The sequence below is a fragment of the Sporosarcina sp. 179-K 3D1 HS genome (assembly GCF_047228905.1).
In the GTDB taxonomy this organism is placed as follows: Bacteria; Bacillota; Bacilli; order Bacillales_A; family Planococcaceae; genus Sporosarcina.
In genome coordinates, this window is the sequence record NZ_JBFEGI010000016.1 from 35378 (window position 1) to 53941 (window position 18564).

The 18564-nt window shown below is 46.5% G+C and carries 18 protein-coding genes; 8 read left to right on the forward strand and 10 right to left on the reverse strand.

Going from position 1 to position 18564, the window contains the following annotated elements:
• Nucleotides 1-49: 49 nt before the first annotated feature.
• From AB1K83_RS16510 to AB1K83_RS16530, 5 genes are all read right to left on the reverse strand, one after another.
• Nucleotides 50-829 (reverse strand): enoyl-CoA hydratase, encoded by a 780-nt coding sequence (locus AB1K83_RS16510; RefSeq protein ID WP_413059318.1) that lies wholly within the window; start codon nucleotides 827-829, stop codon nucleotides 50-52.
• Nucleotides 830-978: 149 nt separating this feature from the next.
• A complete protein-coding gene (locus tag AB1K83_RS16515; protein WP_413059319.1) occupies nucleotides 979-2487 on the reverse strand; it encodes a coproporphyrinogen III oxidase in 1509 nt (502 codons plus the stop codon).
• An 85-nt stretch (nucleotides 2488-2572) separates the two neighbouring features.
• Nucleotides 2573-2923: a YlbF family regulator gene (locus AB1K83_RS16520; protein WP_413059320.1), complete on the reverse strand. Its 351-nt coding sequence runs from the start codon at nucleotides 2921-2923 to the stop codon at nucleotides 2573-2575.
• Nucleotides 2924-3092: 169 nt separating this feature from the next.
• Nucleotides 3093-4241 (reverse strand): DUF445 domain-containing protein, encoded by a 1149-nt coding sequence (locus tag AB1K83_RS16525; protein WP_413059321.1) that lies wholly within the window; start codon nucleotides 4239-4241, stop codon nucleotides 3093-3095.
• Nucleotides 4242-4659: 418 nt separating this feature from the next.
• Nucleotides 4660-5091, reverse strand: a complete 432-nt coding sequence (locus tag AB1K83_RS16530; protein WP_413059322.1) for a cupin domain-containing protein — start codon at nucleotides 5089-5091, stop codon at nucleotides 4660-4662.
• Between the two features lie 266 nt (nucleotides 5092-5357).
• Here AB1K83_RS16530 and AB1K83_RS16535 point away from each other — a divergent pair, with 266 nt between their 5' ends.
• Complete coding sequence (locus tag AB1K83_RS16535; RefSeq protein ID WP_413059323.1) at nucleotides 5358-6152, forward strand: ABC transporter substrate-binding protein; 795 nt, start codon at nucleotides 5358-5360, stop codon at nucleotides 6150-6152.
• Nucleotides 6153-6206: 54 nt separating this feature from the next.
• On the opposite strand, the gene AB1K83_RS16540 is transcribed toward AB1K83_RS16535, so the two are convergent.
• The 3 genes from AB1K83_RS16540 to AB1K83_RS16550 form a co-directional block, all read right to left on the reverse strand.
• On the reverse strand, nucleotides 6207-6623 hold the full coding sequence (locus AB1K83_RS16540) for a pyridoxamine 5'-phosphate oxidase family protein (protein ID WP_413059324.1): 417 nt from the start codon (nucleotides 6621-6623) through the stop codon (nucleotides 6207-6209).
• Nucleotides 6624-7512: 889 nt separating this feature from the next.
• Nucleotides 7513-9702, reverse strand: a complete 2190-nt coding sequence (locus AB1K83_RS16545; protein WP_413059325.1) for a malate synthase G — start codon at nucleotides 9700-9702, stop codon at nucleotides 7513-7515.
• 219 nt (nucleotides 9703-9921) lie between these two features.
• Nucleotides 9922-10311, reverse strand: a complete 390-nt coding sequence (locus tag AB1K83_RS16550; RefSeq protein WP_413059326.1) for a ferritin family protein — start codon at nucleotides 10309-10311, stop codon at nucleotides 9922-9924.
• A 70-nt stretch (nucleotides 10312-10381) separates the two neighbouring features.
• Here AB1K83_RS16550 and AB1K83_RS16555 point away from each other — a divergent pair, with 70 nt between their 5' ends.
• The 4 genes from AB1K83_RS16555 (at nucleotide 10382) to AB1K83_RS16570 (ending at nucleotide 13972) form a co-directional block, all read left to right on the forward strand.
• The gene (locus AB1K83_RS16555) at nucleotides 10382-10585 is read left to right on the forward strand and encodes a YheE family protein (protein ID WP_413059327.1); all 204 of its coding nucleotides are present in this window, start codon (nucleotides 10382-10384) and stop codon (nucleotides 10583-10585) included.
• 54 nt (nucleotides 10586-10639) lie between these two features.
• The gene (locus tag AB1K83_RS16560) at nucleotides 10640-10792 is read left to right on the forward strand and encodes a hypothetical protein (protein ID WP_413059328.1); all 153 of its coding nucleotides are present in this window, start codon (nucleotides 10640-10642) and stop codon (nucleotides 10790-10792) included.
• A gap of 875 nt (nucleotides 10793-11667) precedes the next feature.
• Complete coding sequence (locus AB1K83_RS16565; RefSeq protein WP_413059329.1) at nucleotides 11668-13008, forward strand: hemolysin family protein; 1341 nt, start codon at nucleotides 11668-11670, stop codon at nucleotides 13006-13008.
• 61 nt (nucleotides 13009-13069) lie between these two features.
• Nucleotides 13070-13972 (forward strand): cation diffusion facilitator family transporter, encoded by a 903-nt coding sequence (locus tag AB1K83_RS16570; RefSeq protein WP_413059330.1) that lies wholly within the window; start codon nucleotides 13070-13072, stop codon nucleotides 13970-13972.
• A gap of 30 nt (nucleotides 13973-14002) precedes the next feature.
• On the opposite strand, the gene AB1K83_RS16575 is transcribed toward AB1K83_RS16570, so the two are convergent.
• Entirely contained in the window at nucleotides 14003-15547 is a 1545-nt protein-coding gene (locus AB1K83_RS16575) for a GNAT family N-acetyltransferase (RefSeq protein WP_413059331.1), read from the reverse strand.
• Nucleotides 15548-15672: 125 nt separating this feature from the next.
• Between AB1K83_RS16575 and AB1K83_RS16580 the strand changes: the two genes are divergently transcribed.
• From AB1K83_RS16580 to AB1K83_RS16590, 3 genes are read left to right on the forward strand one after another with little or no spacing between them, the layout of a single operon-like run.
• Nucleotides 15673-16098 (forward strand): disulfide oxidoreductase, encoded by a 426-nt coding sequence (locus AB1K83_RS16580; protein ID WP_413059332.1) that lies wholly within the window; start codon nucleotides 15673-15675, stop codon nucleotides 16096-16098.
• A gap of 1 nt (nucleotide 16099) precedes the next feature.
• Nucleotides 16100-16573, forward strand: coding sequence for a thioredoxin family protein (locus tag AB1K83_RS16585; protein WP_413059333.1), 474 nt, complete (start codon nucleotides 16100-16102; stop codon nucleotides 16571-16573).
• Between the two features lie 18 nt (nucleotides 16574-16591).
• Nucleotides 16592-17428: an RluA family pseudouridine synthase gene (locus AB1K83_RS16590; RefSeq protein WP_413059346.1), complete on the forward strand. Its 837-nt coding sequence runs from the start codon at nucleotides 16592-16594 to the stop codon at nucleotides 17426-17428.
• A 75-nt stretch (nucleotides 17429-17503) separates the two neighbouring features.
• Here the strand turns inward: AB1K83_RS16590 and AB1K83_RS16595 are convergent, their stop codons facing one another.
• Complete coding sequence (locus AB1K83_RS16595; protein ID WP_413059334.1) at nucleotides 17504-18439, reverse strand: methyl-accepting chemotaxis protein; 936 nt, start codon at nucleotides 18437-18439, stop codon at nucleotides 17504-17506.
• Nucleotides 18440-18564: the final 125 nt, after the last annotated feature.

Consider the following 18564-nt stretch of genomic DNA (forward strand, 5'->3'; position numbering starts at 1 on the left):
TAAAACTAGGCTTTCCGATAGAATACTAATGATTTCGCTTATGTTCCAATCATTTGACCTTTGTAAAATTTGGCAGTCGCTTTTCCAGGAAGGCTCGTATGCCTTCTTGATGCTCCTCCGTCTGTCTCATTTTCATTTGCGTCTCACTTTCCATTTCCAATACGCAGTCGAGCTCTTCCACTTTCTGTGAATGCAGAATATGCTTCGAAGCGATCATTGCTCTGATTGGCTTGGTTAGGAGTTGATGGGCAATTTTATCGGCCGCGTCTCTTGCTTGGCCAGCCGGCACAACTTCATCGACCAAGCCTTTTTCCAAGGCAGTTTCCGCATTCAGCACTTCCCCCGACCAAATCAGTTGTTTAGCTTTGGAGACTCCGAGCCTTTCCTTCAAGAAGAAATGCCCTGCCCCATCCGGAACGAGCCCGATTCCGATAAAATTCATAGCCAGCTTGCTTGAGTCCTCCGCAACGATGCGGTCACAGCCTAACACCAGACTGAAACCCAATCCCGCGGCAGCTCCTCCGACCGCGGCGATTGTAATCTGTGGCAATGTGTAAAGGGCCTTTGCCAATCGGGATAAGTCGTTCATGACATCTTTCATATCAATGCCTTCCGGTTTCAGCATCGCTTGAATATCCCCTCCGGCTGAAAACATCCGGCCCGCTCCATAAATCACAACCACTTGGACAGTCATATCGTTCTTCAGCGATTCAAAGGCCTCCGCCAATTCCTTCATCATCACCTGATTGATGGCATTCATTTGATCCGGCCGATTCAACGTCAGGTAAGCCAGTTGTCCGTTTTTTAACAACTCAATTGTTTTATACACCTAAACCACTCCCCTATTGTGAATGAATACTCATTCAATAATATATTCTATAACTCTTTCGATAACGAGTGGAAAAACCCTTTATTTCAAATCCGTTTTCGCCGTGAGACTTATCTGTATATGAGCAAAATCCTGACCCCATTTTGGGATCAGGATTTATTCACCGCTTCTGGAAATATGGCATCCAAATGGGCCAGCTTTTTGTCGATTGACTCTGCGTATGCCAAGCTATATGCCGCAGGATCTTTCGGGTTATAAAATTGCGTGATCTTCCCAGTTTCCCGGTCGATGAACTTGCTGGAAGCGCCGCAACCGATACCGATGATCGTCTGGACCTCTTCCATGATGATGATATTGTACAGACTTTCTTCTCCCGGCTTTGCATATCCGACATTTTCCAAGTTGCCTAAAATATTTTTCTGCCGATATAAATAATATGGGACATAACCATTTTCCGCGGTCCATTGTTCACCCAAGTGCATCATCTGTTCCACTGTTGTCCGATCTGCCACTTGATATTTCTCTTTATTGCGCGTCATCTCGGAAGCCCGCTTGAAGGACAGCGTGTGGATGGTCAATGATTCAGGCTGCATTTTCGCCGTCTCATCCAGCGAATGGCGGAATTCTTCGATCCCTTCATTCGGCAAACCGATGATGAGATCCATATTGATATTTTTCATTCCCATGTTGCGGGACAGCCAAAACTTGTCGATCGTTTCTTGGACGGTGTGGTGGCGTCCGATCGCCTTCAATGTTTCATCCGTGTAGGACTGTGGATTGACACTGATCCGGTCGATCCCCCATTTTTTCAGCACTTCGATCTTCTCTGGAGTGATCGTATCCGGTCTTCCCGCTTCCACCGTAATTTCACGGACCTTTTCCATATTAGGAAATGAATCATACATCGTTTGATACAAAGCATCCATCTCATCTGCTTCGATACTCGTTGGCGTGCCGCCTCCGAAATAGATCGTTGTGATATCCATATTACGGGCAGTCAGCCATTTCCCCATCTCCTGGATTTCTTCATGCAGCGCATCGAGAAAACTCTCGACCCGCCCATTTTTCCGGCGGATGGCATACGCGGGAAACGTACAGTACGCACATTTCGTCGGGCAAAAAGGGATGCCGATATAAATGCTCACTCCGTCTTTTAATTCGTACAGGTCGGGGATGGATTTTAATTGCACATCAGCAATGATGGCGAGGAGTTCGCTCTTTTCCTCTGAAATCCGGTGGCGTTCCAGCAATAATCGTCGGGCCTCTTCGGAAGACATGCCTTGCCTACGATATTTATGATACAGCTTCGTCGGGCGGATTCCGGTCAAGATGCCCCAAGCTTGCTGCATGCCGGTTGCCTGTTCCAAAGCTTCTAAAAGTAGATGCGAATAGATTCGCTTTAATTGACGGCTTTTATTCTTCGAATCCCCTGCATCTTCTCTCTCGGAGAAAGAGGACGAATACTCGTTTCCATTCCATGAAAGATGCGCTTTTCCGACATACACCCCATCTTGAAGATCCAAGGAGAACGCCACGCGGATCGCCTCTTCACTTTCTTCCTCAATAATGGTGGACTGTTCAAAAAACAGATTGGCCAAATGGATGAACATCCGGACCCAATCTTGTGGAAATGTCTCGGTTAACATGATTTTCTGCATGGTCTTGTACCAACTTTCTATGATGATTCCCATGATTGTTCATTGTATCAGGAAAACCATTCGAAAAAAACCGGCCGGGGCCGGTTTAGCTAATGGATTCGTATAAACTTTGCACAGGTTTCATCAGAACGCGATTGATTTCTTCAATAAGTCCACTCAATTTCATTTCCGCTTCGAGCATCGCCATGATTTTCGGATTTTGCTGGGCGAGCTGCGCTGTTTTTTGCGCGTATTCCAATTCTTCTTGGACAATCTCTACTCCTTGCATCTGCTTTTCCTGCAACGTCATCTGGATTTTCCGGAAACTTTTAAACAGTTCCAACGCGGTGTTGTCCGCCTTCACTGCCTCAATCGCATATTTCACTTCTTGGAATTCCGTTGTTTGTCGAAGTGTCGCTTCTAACCTGTTTACATCATCATAAATATTCACTGCCATGTTTTCATATCCCCTCTATAATTGATTACGCCTCGGCGTAATTGAGTCCGGATTTTGAATTGCGCTTGAGGCCGACAGGATGCCGGTCATGCAACCGTTGCCGCACGATGCGGCGCTCCTAGGTTGCCTTCCTTAACTCCCCTCAAAATCCGTGACATCCGCCGGAGGCTTAACTTAAATCAGTAAAAAAGACGATTAACCCTTGGACGATTCCGATTACACCGCCGAGCAATGCCCCAAGAACTGTGATCATTTTAAATTCTCTCCGCGAAATGCCAAGAACTAAATCTTCCAGTACGGAGACTGGGAATGTATCTACTTGCTCTTTTACAATCTCATCGAGTTTTAATTTGCCTAGCGAAATTTCCAATTGGGCTTCCGCTTGTGTAAAAGCAAAGTCGACAAGTTGCGGTGTGATATGCTCAGCTATCCAAGCCGCACCATTCGACCAATAGTCGTGAATGGTTTTATCCAGCCGTGCCTCCAAATCCAGTTCCTTTATAATATATGCTTTGATGGAGGCAAACAATCCATCCCAATCGAACCCACCAACCAGTTCCTCGACAGGACGCTTTTGTATTTGGGTCCATTCTTTGTGGATCAAGTTAGATAATAAATCGTACGTCCCAGGGGCCGCGACAAATTTCAAAGCCTCCCGCTGAACCTTCACGACCAGCTTGTCCGAATCGCCGAAGAACATGTTCACCATACTGCCGATCGTTCCCTTCGTAGCCAGGAAATCATCGATCAATTGCTGAAATACCTGCTTGCCTTCCGGCGAATCAATGAAATGGCCGGCACGATCTAAAATATGGGTTGTCACGGGGTCAATTTTTTGTTCCACTTGCTTCTGCCATTCCACAGGCATTACTTCCTCTAGGGAGCCCGAAGTCAATTTGGTCCGAACCGCTGTTAATTGCTCATCAACAACCGTCAGCACTTTTTGCTCAGTTTCCCCGACAAGCCCTTCCGCTCCCGCTAACCGTAGCCAATCGTGGATCGTCCGGTCCGAATGAAGAACATGCTCCTCCAATTTTCGTTGGAGAAACTGCTCCGTTTTCCGCTCCATCTCCGGGGTCAATAATTTCTTTCGGAATGTATCCGGTGTTAATAAATAATTCGTCACCGTTTTCCCCAGCTGCCTCGCCAATTCATCCCGACGTTTTGGAATAAGGCCAGGCGTGAACGGCAAGCGCCACTGTCCGATATACTTTGCCTCATGCGGTCGGAATAACATTTTAATGGCCAGGTGATTTGTAAAGCCGCCGATCAGTGCCCCAATAAAAGCCATGAATACTAATGTCCATATAAAATTCATTCGCTTCACCTTTTTTCATTCATATCGTTCCAATTATAGCAGAACCTGTCCAAACGGAAAAAGATTAGGTGCCTCGACCGGGTTTTCATTATTAGTGAGAGCGGGGATTGGCGGATCTAAGCGGAAATTTGATTTGTGCCATCGGAGTTTTTGAGTGAAACTATTACAGTTGGATCAGTTGCTGTGACAGTTATCCGGCGACATGACAGTTTTAGGTCGAGCCCTGACAGTTCTTCAGATTGCCATGAGAGTTCGGGAGTTTGCCATTAGAGTTACACGGCCCCCTGACAGTTTTCGTTCGGGACATGACAGTTTACCCGATTGCCCTTACAGTTCGGGCATTTGCCATGACAGTAACACGGCTTGAAAAAAAGTGTCCGGTTCCAAAAACAAATGTTTCGGAACCGGACACCTTAATTTACGGCTGTTCAGGAGGAAAAACACTCAATCCAAAAGGTTGGACAGTGTCCGTAAACACATTTCCCACATCCTTCGTCGGGAAAAAACCAATACATTTAGCCGTGCTTCCTCCCATGTTTCGAACTTTATGGGGAACCATTGCCGGGATGACAATTATTGTCCCTTTGGGAGCTTGTGCGGTTTCTTCTGCTATTGTCACTTCTATATCCCCATCCAATACAAGCAGTAACTCTTCTACGCTGTCGGAATGTTCGCCTAACTGATTGCCTGCTTCTATTTCGAAATACACGATTGATGAATTTTTAGTTTCAATTCCTGACCATGTTGGAAACATCGGGGTAAATGGTAAACAACTCGCCCATTTCGCCTCCGGCCTCCCCTCATGCCATGAAGGAACCAGTGCAATCTCATTTACATTGATCGACTCCATCTTTCCACATCTCCCTATTCGTTGTAATTTTTCATTCCCAACGTGCTGTTAAAAGATCCAATACCCCTTTCCACGTTCATTGTTCATACACTCCTACTATATTCATTGGCAAGAATCCCTATCTACAGTTTCCATGGTGAATTTATTCTCGCTTTCCCCCGACTATTCCTCGATGCCTGTTCCCCAGCCTTTCCATTTCAAGTTTCCAAAAGTAGGAGGGAATGGTACGCTCAATGGACTACCAGTAATTATAGGGAGGAATGAAGTTGGAGAGAGAATTTATCGATCATCTCAATCGAAGAATGACATTGAAATTTCCGCCGCAACGGATTATTTCCTTATGTCCGGGCATTACGGAAACATTATTCGCCTTCCAATTAGGCGATCGGATAGTAGGTAGGACACGATATTGCATCTTTCCTGAAAATGAAGTGAAACAAGTTCCAATCGTAGGTGGAACGAAAGAAATGGACATTGAGAAAATCCATGCTCTCCAACCGGATTTGATCATCGTCGAGAAAGAGGAAAACACTGCCGACATGGTGGCCGCCTTGGAACCGCACTACCCGGTCTACGTCGCGGAAGTCCAGTCGATTCCGGATGCTTATCGCATGATCCAGTCGATGGGAGAGTTGACAGAACGTGAAACCGAAGCGGGTCTTCTCATTCGGGAAATTCAAACCTCTTTCCAATCAATGCCGACTGTGTCTGGTCAGCGAGTGGCTTATGTCATATGGAAAAAACCTTACATGACAGTGGGCAAAGACACATACATTGAATCCGTCCTGAGCCATCTCGGCTTCTCGGTTCCGTTCACCGTAAAGGAAGGCAGATATCCAGCAGTGACCGAAGAGGATTTCCGGGAGGCGGATCTCGATTTCATCTTCCTCGCTTCGGAACCTTATCCGTTCCGGGACAAGCATCTCGCCGAGTTCCAACAAATTTGCCCCGGATCGAAAGTGATCTGTGTTGATGGAGAAATGTTCTGGTATGGCGCACGTATGAAAATCGCAGCGGATTATTTTAAAAACCTGTTAGCGATAGAGCTCAATAGTAACTAAACAAAAAAAACGAGAAATTCAGGATTGTTCCGAAATTCTCGTTTTTATTACCTATCAAATTTGGACTTCTTGGGGCGGCTCTCCTTTTTTATTCATCACCCGAATCGCTTGCGGAGTGATTTTCAAGATGACCAGGTCCGGATCGTCCGGCCCTTTAAACCACGGCTTCATATATTTGTTCCATACTTTATCAATCATGTTATCGTCTTGCGAAACTTCCGCCGTGCCCATGATTTCCAGGAAAGCATCACCAAACCCCTTTCCCTCATACCCGATTAAAATATGAGTATGTGGGTTTTGCTCCAGTTCCTCCACTTTTTCCGTCCGCTTGGAGGTGGCGGTGTACAAGGTGAATCCGTCATTGAAAAATGTCATATACCGGCTATGCGGCTTGTTCTGTTGTACGGTCGCCATTGTGCCGATATGGCTTTCATCAAGTATTTTCAGGGCCGTTTCGTTTGCAGTTTTCATGTGAATTTCCTCCTTTGTATGTCACTCATTCTTTAGTCTTCCTATCCCATTCGTCTGGTAAACATTTTGAGGCATCAAAAAAAGAACCGTTCTGAAAATCCATTACTGATTTTCAGGACGGTTCCCGCCATTTACCCATTTAAAAGACCGAACAAGAACAAACGAATCGCTCCCGGACAATTAAAACCCCTTTAAACGACCAAACCAGCGCAAATCGACCTCTTTCCGGCAATTAAAGATCCTCTAAACGACCAAACAAGTACAAACCGACCGATTCCGGGCAATTAACAGCCCTTTAAATGACCGAACCAGCACAAACCGACCTCTCCCCGGCAATTAAAGATCCTCTAAACGACCGAACAAGTACAAACCGACCTCTCCCCGGCAATTAAAACCCCTTTAAACGACCAAAACAGCACAAACCGACCGCTCCCGGGCAATTAAAGACCCTCTAAACGACCAAACCAGAACAAACGAACCGCTCCCGGGCAATTAAACCCCTTTAAACGACCAAACAAGCACAAACCGACCGCTCTCCGGCAATTAAAACCCCTCTAATCGACCGAACCAGCGCATTTGGATCGCTCTCGGGCGATTGCAAAATAACATCCCCGCCAAATTAGAACAAAAGCGCCAGGGCACCTGCTCAGAGGCGACAGGCATAAGACGAAGATGCGGCGTGGCGCTTCTTGCCAATCGAGCAGCGAGGGCTCGATTTGCCTTAATTTCTGCGTCTTTTGCAGAAATTAAGGCACGGTTCTTGAGCAGCTGTGACTTATGTCCCCGAGTCTCTGGCGCCCGGAGCCTAGACGTAATTATGCTGGCTGATGGTTATCCACACGCCAGGACTTTAAAACTCCCGCTCGCATTTGAACGGGAGAGAAACTACTTATTGTCCTGCTGTCACAGCCGCTTTCATTTTCGCTTTCGCTTCCAAACGGCGTTGATGCAAGATCGGTTCTGTGTAGCCATTCGGTTGCTCGATTCCTTTGAACACTAGATCACAAGCTGCTGCAAACGCGACGGAATCATCATAATTCGGAGCCATCGGTCGATATAACTCGTCATCGGCATTTTGTTTATCCACGACAATCGCCATGCGTTTCATCGTTTCCATCACTTGCTCCTCCGACACGATGCCGTGGTGCAGCCAGTTCGCAATATGCTGACTGGAAATCCGCAAAGTGGCACGGTCTTCCATCAAACCGATGTCATTGATGTCCGGAACTTTCGAACATCCGACACCTTGGTCAATCCAGCGGACGACATACCCAAGAATCCCTTGTGCGTTATTATCCAGCTCTTGCTGAATTTCTTCCGACGACCAGTTCGTCTCCGGAGCCACCGGAATTTCCAAGATAGCATCCCGATAGTCGATCGTGCTATCGATCCCTTCCTGTACGGCTTTCACCTCGATTTGGTGATAATGAAGGGCGTGCAACGTCGCTGCCGTCGGGGAGGGAACCCAAGCCGTATTCGCACCGGCTTTCGGATGTGCAATTTTCTGTTCGAGCATGGCTGCCATCATATCCGGCATCGCCCACATCCCTTTTCCGATCTGTGCATGACCTGGAAGACCTGCATCAAGACCGACAGCCACGTTCGACGCTTCGTAAGCTCTGAGCCAGTTCGTCGATTTCATATCGTTTTTGCGGATCATGACGCCCGCTTCCATTGACGTATGAATTTCATCACCCGTCCGGTCGAGGAATCCGGTGTTGATAAACGCAATCCGTTCTTTCACTTCATTGATACATGCTTTCAGATTGAGCGACGTACGACGCTCTTCATCCATCAAGCCGATTTTTAAAGTATGACGCTCAAGTTCAAGAATATCCTCAATTCGATTGAATAGTCGATTCGCAAACGCCGCCTCTTTCGGTCCGTGCATTTTCGGTTTAACGATGTAAACGGAGCCGTGCCTGGAGTTTTTGAATTCCACGTCGTCTTTGAGATTATGTTTGGCAATTAATGTCGTAAGGACACCATCCAGAATTCCTTCGGGCACTTCATTCCCATCCTGATCCAGAATGGCATTGTTCGTCATCAAGTGACCGACATTCCGCACGAACATCAGGGAACGGCCAGGCAATGTCAGTTCTTCTCCATTGGCTGACGTGTACGTCCGGTCCGGATTCATTCGACGGGTAATGGTGTTACTTCCCCGGGCAAAGCTTGCTTCCAAATCCCCTTTCATGAGACCAAGCCAATTGCGGTATACTCCCACTTTATCCTCCGCATCGACTGCAGCAATCGAATCCTCACAGTCCATGAGCGTAGACAAGGCGGCTTCCAACACAACATCTTTCACGCCGGCGGAATCGTCTTTGCCGATCGAGTGATTCCGGTCAATTTGGATTTCCAAATGCAGTCCGTTGTTTACAAGCAAAACGACAGACGGTGCTACAGGAGTCCCTTGGTAACCGACGAACTGATCCGTTTTTTGCAGACCGACAACCTTCCCGTTTGATAGGGTTGCAGATAATTCACCATCGGAAATCGCATAATTGGTTACATCCGAATGAGAAGCCTCTTCCAACGGGACGGACTCATCAAGGAAGTTTTTTGCAAAATTAATGACTTTCGCGCCGCGGATCGGATTGTATTGGACTCCCGCTTCCGCCCCCTCTTCATCGCTAATTACATCTGTTCCATACAATGCGTCATACAGGCTTCCCCAGCGGGCATTTGCTGCGTTCAATGCGTAGCGGGCATTGTCGACAGGGACGACTAGTTGGGCGCCTGCTTGCATAGCAATTTCATCATCCACTTTAGACGTGGACACTTTGAAGTCAACCGGCTTGGGCTCCAAATAGCCGATCTCTTCAAGAAACGCTTTATATTTTGGTAGATCCTTCGATCCTTTGTTTTCCTTATGCCAAGCGCTGATCGCTTGCTGCAGACGCGTACGCTCTTCCAATAGCTGTTTGTTCTCCGGAGCGTACTCATGAATCAATTCATCAAAATCAGACCAAAACTTCTCTCCATCCAAATCGATGCCTGGAAGCACTTCATCATTCACAAAATCATACAGTTCTTGGGAAACTCGGATTTTACCTTTTTCTACATAGTTTTGCATAATATCCACCCCTCAACGTATTTACTTGCCACCCTAACTGTTTTATAACAGATTCATCTATTACACTATATACTATAATACATTTGAAAATCAACAGTATTATGAATTTTTTGTTCTTCTCTCTTTAACGGATTAAATTCATTCTTAAGATTAATTCAAGAATCTGATTACCAAATAAAAAATGAGATGCGTGTTTACTACGCGTCTCACTTTTTTTATTCAGAGGGCATTATAAATGGTGGAAAGTCGGATGGCATGTTCCATTTCGTCATGCATGGCAATGAACAGCGGGTTGTACGCCTGCTGGAAAGGGATTGTCAGGAGCATTTCCTTATACATTTCGACTGCATCCAGTTCATCGGCTAATGCCCGTTTTGCGCAGTCTTTCAAATCATAGCACGGTAGCATTTTCTTTGGATTTTGAACAAAGGTCCCTGTCATCATATAATAGAGTTGCTGGAACATTTCGTAATGGCTTTTTTCATCTTCATATATGTGCTTAATGAAATCCTGCCACAGCGGATCGTCCGTCTTGCCATACATCGATCGATAAAAATGATATGATCGATATTCGTCTTCAATGGCCTGCTTCAATTTATCGACAAACAATTCAGCACCCTCTCGCATCGTTTATTCTCAATTTATGCGTCCAGGCTGCGTCTTATGAAAGGGGTTCCCTATGCTACAACATTTCAGCTTCAAATCGATGTATGAAAATTCGCAATTACCCGGCTGGACTATAGCTTTTTATTTTAATAACAAGAGATACACCGCAGATTACATGCCGGATGGAACGATTCACTGGAACGGCGACACGCCGCCGGAGTTAGACAACGTCACGAAAATGGTTCATGAACTAATGACTTTCCATGTCTATGAGTGAAGCGGTGTAATTCGGGAAATACTATGCTTTCATGAAGTTTGAAGGAGGCATTGTATGGAAAAGGAAAAATCACCGGAAAAACAGCATCACGAAAAAAATCAGTTGAGGATGCAAGATCAAAAGACGGAAAATGTCTTCGAAGACAAAAGCCGCGTCCCGAACGAACAAAACGCTTGGAAGGAAACCCAATACAAGCGGGGGGAATAATATGAAAGGCGTACCTTGAAAGAGGTGCGCTTTTTCTCATGCTTCGGACGGAGCAAAAAACCGAACATATTAAGGCTCGTGAACTATCGGGGTTTGGCTGGAGACTTAGAGGACGCACCGGAACTCTCATGGCAATCTGATGAACCGTAAGGGCTCGACCCGAAACTGTCATGGCCCCGGAAAACTGTCAGGGCAATCCCCGAACTCTCATGGCTATCCTTAGAACTGTAAGGGCCCGTGCAAAAACTGTCATGGCCACGGAAAACTGTCGGGGCAATTCTCAAAACTCTCATGGCAATCCTTAGAACTGTAAGGGCCCGCCCGAAAACTGTCATGGCCACGGAAAACTGTCAGGGCAATTCCTCTAACTCTCATGGCAATCTTTAGAACTGTAAAGGCCCGCCCGAAAACTGTCATGGCCCCGGAAAACTGTCAGGGCAATTCTCAAAACTCTCATGGCTATCCTTAGAACTGTAAGGGCCCGAGCCGAAACTGTCATGGCCACGGAAAACCGTCAGGGCAATTCCCAAAACTCTCATGACTATCCTTAGAACTGGAAGGGCCCGAGCCGAAAATGTCATGGCCCCCCAAAAAACTGTCAGGGCAATTCCCGTCTCGCCACGCTCCTTTTCCACCCTACCTGCCGAATTTATTTTTCAGCTTGTCCATCCAAACTACTGCACCCCTTCGCACAAATCCAACCATTTCCTTAGGTGACCACCCGGAATAGGGAGTTAGACACCATGACTGAAAGCGAAACCATTTGTTTTTTTCTTGTAAATAAATTATTATTATCTTAACTCACTACTTTACCATTACAGGAGGTGTACACTTTGTTCAACCCCTCATTCGGGTGCGGGACAAAGTAAACTTATTTGGAAATTGCCATACGATTGGCAGCATTTGCTGCCTTGATCGCCCTCACCGCGTTTTTTGTCGCGAGTGAATTTGCAATCGTAAAAGTACGGACAACACGGATCGATCAGCTCATCGGAGAAGGGAATCGCAAAGCGATCAATGCGAAAAAAGTGATCAGTAATTTGGATGAATACTTATCCGCCTGTCAATTAGGAATTACCATTACGGCACTCGGTCTAGGGATGCTTGGTGAGCCTACTGTCAAACTGATTTTATCTCCCATTTTCGCCTATCTCGATTTGACTCCGAATATGGCTACTATACTTTCTTTCGTCATTGCCTTTACCTTTGTGACGTTTCTGCATGTCGTGGTTGGCGAATTGGCACCGAAGACGATTGCGATTCAGAAAGCGGAGGAGATTACATTATCCTTTTCGAAACCGCTCATTTTGTTTTACCGGATCATGTATCCGATCATTAAAGGGATGAACGGTTCCGCCCGTTCCTTCATCGGGCTGTTCGGTTACAAATCGCTTTCCGAATCCGACGTCGCGCATACGGAAGAAGAGCTTCGTATGATTTTGTCAGATAGTTTAAAAAGTGGTGAAATCAATCAGGCTGAATATAAATACGTCAATAAAATCTTTGAATTTGATGATCGGATCGCCAAGGAAATCATGGTGCCGCGAACCGAAATGATGACCATCGAAAAGGATTTGACATTAAAAGACGTCTTTGATGTAATTGGCGTGGAACAATATACGCGTTATCCAGTCACGGATGGCGATAAAGACCATGTGATCGGGCTCGTCAATATGAAAAACTTGCTGACTGCGTATATTAAAGATCCGGCGACAGGCAATCAGCCGGTTATCGAGTATATGCAGCCGATTATCCGCGTTATCGAAACCATTCCAATCGGCGACCTGCTTCTGAAAATCCAACGCGAACGGATTCATATGGCTGTATTGATGGATGAGTACGGCGGGACATCCGGACTTGTAACCATTGAGGACATCCTGGAAGAAATCGTTGGTGAAATCCAAGACGAATTTGATACGGATGAAGTGCCGGAAGTCCAGTTCATTGGCGATGATCATTATATCCTCGATGCTAAAATGCTCATTGAAAATGTCAACGACGTCCTAGGTATTGATATCGATGAGGAAGATATTGATACGATCGGCGGCTGGTTCATGACGCAACGTTTCGAAGCGATCCAAGGAGAGAGGATCGTTGAGCAAGGATACGAGTTTACAGTCAAAGATGTGGAAGGTCACCACATCCTTTATTTAGAAGTGATGAAATATGTTGAGGAGGAAACCGGAGAACTTCCAGATTTATCGGTGGAATCCTGAAAAGAGGGCGACTCTCCATAATTGGGGGTCGCTCTTTCAATCGAAAGGCGGTACCTATTAGATGGATCTTTATTCAAACCTGCGGGAAGGCGAAAGAGGGGCATGGCTTAGTATTTGGACGTATTTATTATTAAGTGCGGTCAAACTCGTGGCGGGCTATATTGGCTCATCGGAAGCCTTGAAAGCAGATGGCTTGAACAATACCACGGATATTATCGCCTCTATTGCTATTCTGATCGGTTTGCGGATTTCCCAGAAGCCGCCGGATGAGAATCATCATTATGGCCATCTTCGGGCAGAGACAGTCGCCTCTTTGATCGCGGCTTTCATCATGGCATTCATCGGGATTGAAGTATTGATCAACGCAGGGAAGTCCATAGCTCAGCCGGTCGTCGCCCCCCCTTCTCTACTCACTGCTGGTATCGCGCTACTCAGTGCGTTCGTCATGTTCGGGGTCTATCGCTTCAACTTGCAATTATCGGAACGGATCGGCAGTGAAGCCATTCGCGCGGCTGCGTTCGATAACCGTTCAGACGCACTCGTCAGTGCTGGAACGGCCATCGGGATTGGCGGCGCCATTATCGGATTCCCGATTATCGATGCCATTACCGCGTTCATTATCGGAATCATGATTCTCTACACGGCTATTCAGATTTTTATTACGAGTGTGTATACGTTAACGGATGGCTTTGATGAACAAGAAGTGGAAAAGATGTCGGAGCTGATCCGCCACGTACGCGGAGTAATCGAGTTGAAAGAATTCAAAGGTCGCATGCACGGCAATTTGATGTTCGTGGATTTGACAGTCACCGTAAATCCGATGCTAAATGTCATCGAGAGCCACCGGATTACAGAAGATATCGAACGGAAAATCCTCAAGGAAAAACCGTTCTGCGTAATCATGGTTCATATCGAGCCCGAAGGCGTTGAGCTTAGCAACCCATCAGAAAAGCAGTCCCCATGAAGGAGGCTGCTTTTTTGGTTAGAATAGGAATCACTGTTTTTTATACTCAATATGATACACGTCATGACGCCGGTCTTTGAGCTGTTTTACAGTTCCGTCTTGACGTTGGCGTCGCAAAATTTCAAGGTCCACATCACCGATCAGCACCATTTCCAGATTGGCGTTAGTCTCTCCGACGATGCCGTCCCGGGCGAATTCGAAATCGGATGGAGCGAAAATAGCAGATTGAGCGTATTGGATATCCATGTTTTCCGTTTGCGGCAAGTTCCCGACTGTCCCAGATATAACGGTGTAGATTTGATTTTCCACCGCCCGTGCTTGGGCGCAGTAGCGGACCCGTAAATACCCTTGTCGGTCTTCCGTACAGAACGGAGTGAAGATGATATTCGCCCCCATGTCGGTCGCGATGCGCGCCAGTTCCGGAAATTCGATATCATAGCAAATCTGGATAGCGATTTTCCCACAGTCGGTATCGAACACACGGACCGAATCCCCTGCGCTGATCCCCCACCATTTCCGTTCGTTCGGCGTAATATGGATTTTATATTGCTTTTCAATTGAACCGTCTCTTCTGAATAAATACGCGATGTTGTAAATCTCTTCATCCTCTTCTTCGACAAAATGGGAACCACCGATAATATTCACATTGTAACGGACCGCGAGACTAGTGAAGAGTTCGATATACTGTGGAGTGAACTCTGTCATTTTCCGGACCGCCTGGCTCGGAGATGGCTCATCCAAAAAGGACATAAGCTGGGTTGTGAAAATTTCCGGGAAGACGACGAAATCCGAATTGGCATCCGAAGCCACGTCTACGAAATACTCGCATTGATGAGCCATTTCATCAAACGAAGAGATCTTCCTCATCAAATATTGAACGACACAAATCCGCACCGGATAACTTGTCTTAAAATGGCGCTTCGTCAACGGTTTATAATCGACGTTATTCCATTCCATCAACGTGGCATACTTTTTCGAGGCTTTATCATCCGGTAAATAGTTTGGATTCACCCGCATGAGCGTGAAATCGTTCATCAATTGGAACGTCAGGACAGGGTCGTATATCTTATGGCGGGAGACCGCATCCACATATTCGCGTGGCGACATCTCAGCAGCATATTTGTGGTAGTTCGGTATCCGGCCGCCGATAATGATAGATTTGAGATTCAGCTGACGCGCGAGTTCTTTCCTCGCCTCGTACAACCGTTGACCCACTTTCATCCGACGGTAGGCTGGGTGGACCATCACTTCGATGCCATACAGATTGTAGCCGTCCGGATTATGGTTTGTAATGTATCCCTCGTCCGTCACATCATCCCACGTATGACGGTCGTCATACTCGTCGAAGTTGATGATCAAACTGGAGCAGGAACCGATGATTTCCCCGTCGAGTTCCGCGACGAACTGCCCTTCCGGAAACATCGCCAAATGGCTCTTCAAATGACCCTCTTCCCACGGGTCCATCCCTGGGAAGCATTCTTCCTGCATCGCCAATATCTTTTCAATATCATCCGCTTCCATTTGGCGGATGACCATGCTGACTTCAAATGATGATAAATCGAATTCCTCACTCATCTGGATCACCTCTTTTATCTGTTCTCATTTCATTATATAGTACAGGACGGGCGGTTAATAATATTTTACTTGTCTCCATGCACGACATATAATTTAAATGTAATCTTAGAATTGGAGTGGAACCTATGCAGAAACGGCTGGAAAATGGCCTGATATTAATTTGTATAACCGCCTTGACGGCAACCCTCGGCTCATTATACTTCTCTGAAGTTCGTGGGTATGAACCTTGTGAACTATGCTGGTATCAACGGATTCTCATGTATCCGATCGTTTTGATCGCCGGCATCGCGCTCTATCAGAAAAATGCGCGGATTGCGTTGACTACCGCCGTCTTTGCATTGGTTGGCGGAAGTATTTCTTTGTATCACTACGGTATCCAGAAATTGACCTTCTTGCGGGATAGCGCCCCGACATGTGGGAATGTACCGTGTACTGGTCAATATATTAACTACTTCGGCTTTATTACCATCCCATTCCTGGCACTGATCGCATTTCTCATTATTTTAATTACCAGCCTTTTCCTCTTGAAATGGCAGAAGGAGTCCAAGTGAAGTGAAAAAATTACTATTGATTGGTGGCGTCGTCATTGCCATCTTTATACTCATCGTTGTTCTTTCAAACAAGTCGAACGAAGTGAAGTTGAAAGACAATCCATATGGCACGGATCAGTTGGATAAATCGACGATCGCCTTGATTGGCAATGAGAATTACAAAAATATCATCATGCCGGAAGATCTTTTTGAAAAAGTGGATTCCGGTGAACCCGTGACTGCCTATTTCTTTAGCCCGGAATGCCAATACTGCATGGAAATGACACCGAGAATGATGCCGATCGCGGATGAGATGGATGTACATGTCTATCAATACAATATGCTGGAGTTTTATGACGCTGCCAAAGAAAGATATGGCATCGAAAGCTGGCCGACACTCGTCCATTTCCGTGACGGGAAAGAGGTCGGCCGGATGAGCGGTGCACAACCCGATGAGAACATCCGAATGTTCTTCAACGAATTTGAAGGTAAATAAGGAGTTAATGGAGTGTCCATTTTTCATTACACAACGAAAGAAAATGATATGACGGTGGAGCAATTATTGCGGGAACGCTGGCAGGCCGGGAAAAAGACGGTACATGAGTTGCGGATGGAAAAAGGCGTGAAGGATGTCGAGGGGGAGCCGCTTGATTGGCGCTCCCCTCTGCCGACCGGAACCCGGCTGACGTTCGAGTTTCCCCATGCGCCGTCCACATATGAGTCAGACCATGCGGACCATTTGGACGTCATCTATGAAGATGAACACATCCTCGCTGCCGTAAAGCCCGCAGGCATCGCAACCCACCCGGCAACGCCCGGGGAGAAGGGCACTTTCATGAATCAAGTGATCGCTTATGTTCGTGAGCAAGGAGGCGATTACGCAGAGCATGTTCATCGGCTCGACAAAGGGACGTCTGGGCTCATTCTCGTTGCCAAGCATCCGATCGCCAAGGCGCTGTTTGATCGCTTGCTGGAGCAAGGCCAGATCACACGTATGTATGTAGCAGAGGTAGATGGTGAGATGAGAAGGCCGAGAGGATCCATCCATTACCCGATCGGACGGGATCGCCATCATCCATCGAAGCGCCGGGTGTCCCCGTCCGGCCAATCCGCCACGACCCATTTCCGTGTCATTCGGCGCACCGCCGATTCCACTTTCGTCGAAGCGGAACTGGAAACGGGAAGAACCCATCAAATCCGTGTCCATCTGTCCCATATCGGGCATCCGGTCAAAGGGGACACATTGTATGACGGTAGTGAAACGCCGGATGGGAATTATCGACTCACGGCAACGAAGCTATCTTTTGTCCATCCTTTTACCGGCGAATTAACGACGGTGGAGTTGGACTGAATATGAGTAGTTGTGAACACAACAGAAAAAGCATGGGCCCCAATTGATGGGAGCCCATGCTTTTTCGTTAAGTATTCAACGTTTCAATTGGCGGATGCCGCTTTCCAAACGCTCATCCACTTCTTTTGCGTCCTCAATATGCTGCATGATCAATTCATGCGCCTGTGCAAATAATTCATTGGCTCCCAGGAGTTCCTGTTTCACTTTTTCGGAGAGCTGTTTTTGGTCTTCGATCATTTCCTGAATGGAGCCGATATCCCCTTGACTTTCTTCAATCGTGCTGAGGATTGTCTCAATTTTGGAGGCTGTTGCCAAACTGACGGCGACTCCTTTTTCCACAAGTTCTGCACTTTTCCGGGTAGCCTCCAAAGCTTGTTCAATTTCGTTGCGCAAGGATGTTGTCAATGTTTGGATGTTGGCAGTACTATCGGATGTGCTTTCCGCAAGTTTCCTCACTTCTTGGGCGACGACCGCAAACCCTTTTCCATATTCCCCTGCCCGGGCTGCTTCGATGGATGCGTTCAAGGCCAACAGGTTGGTCTGGGCCGCAATGTCTTCAATCACTCCGACAATTGATTGGATTTCAACTGAGCGCTCGCTAAGATTTTCCATATTCGTCTCGGATGCTTGTATCTGATTCCCCAATTCTTTGATCACATCTGCTGTCGCATGGACTTCTTTCGTCCCTTCCGTAGCTTCGGCAACCATTACATAGGATTTCTCCTTGAGGGAATTTCCACGGTCGTTCAACTCTAGCGATTTTTCAGATGATTGTTCACTTAATTCTCCAACATTCGTAAATTTCTTCTCTATTTGCCCCACTGCCTGTTCTAAAATGTTGTGCTGGGCATTCACTTTCTCATGTTGGTCGACTGCAGCAGCCAATTCATTCTTAATTTCAGTCAGACGTCCTAGATCTTCTGCTTCTCTCTCGGAATAAGCCATCTTAAGTTGCTCAAGTTCTTGCTTTAAACTTTCGTCTTGGCCGACATTCTTTCTGCTTCTAAACAATTCCCATTCCCCCTGTTGGCTTTTTTTCATCATACCACAATTTATACTCCTTATGAAAAATAACCCAATTCGAAAGTCTTATATATTTTTACTATAAAATTATATGAAAGTAATGATTGCATTTC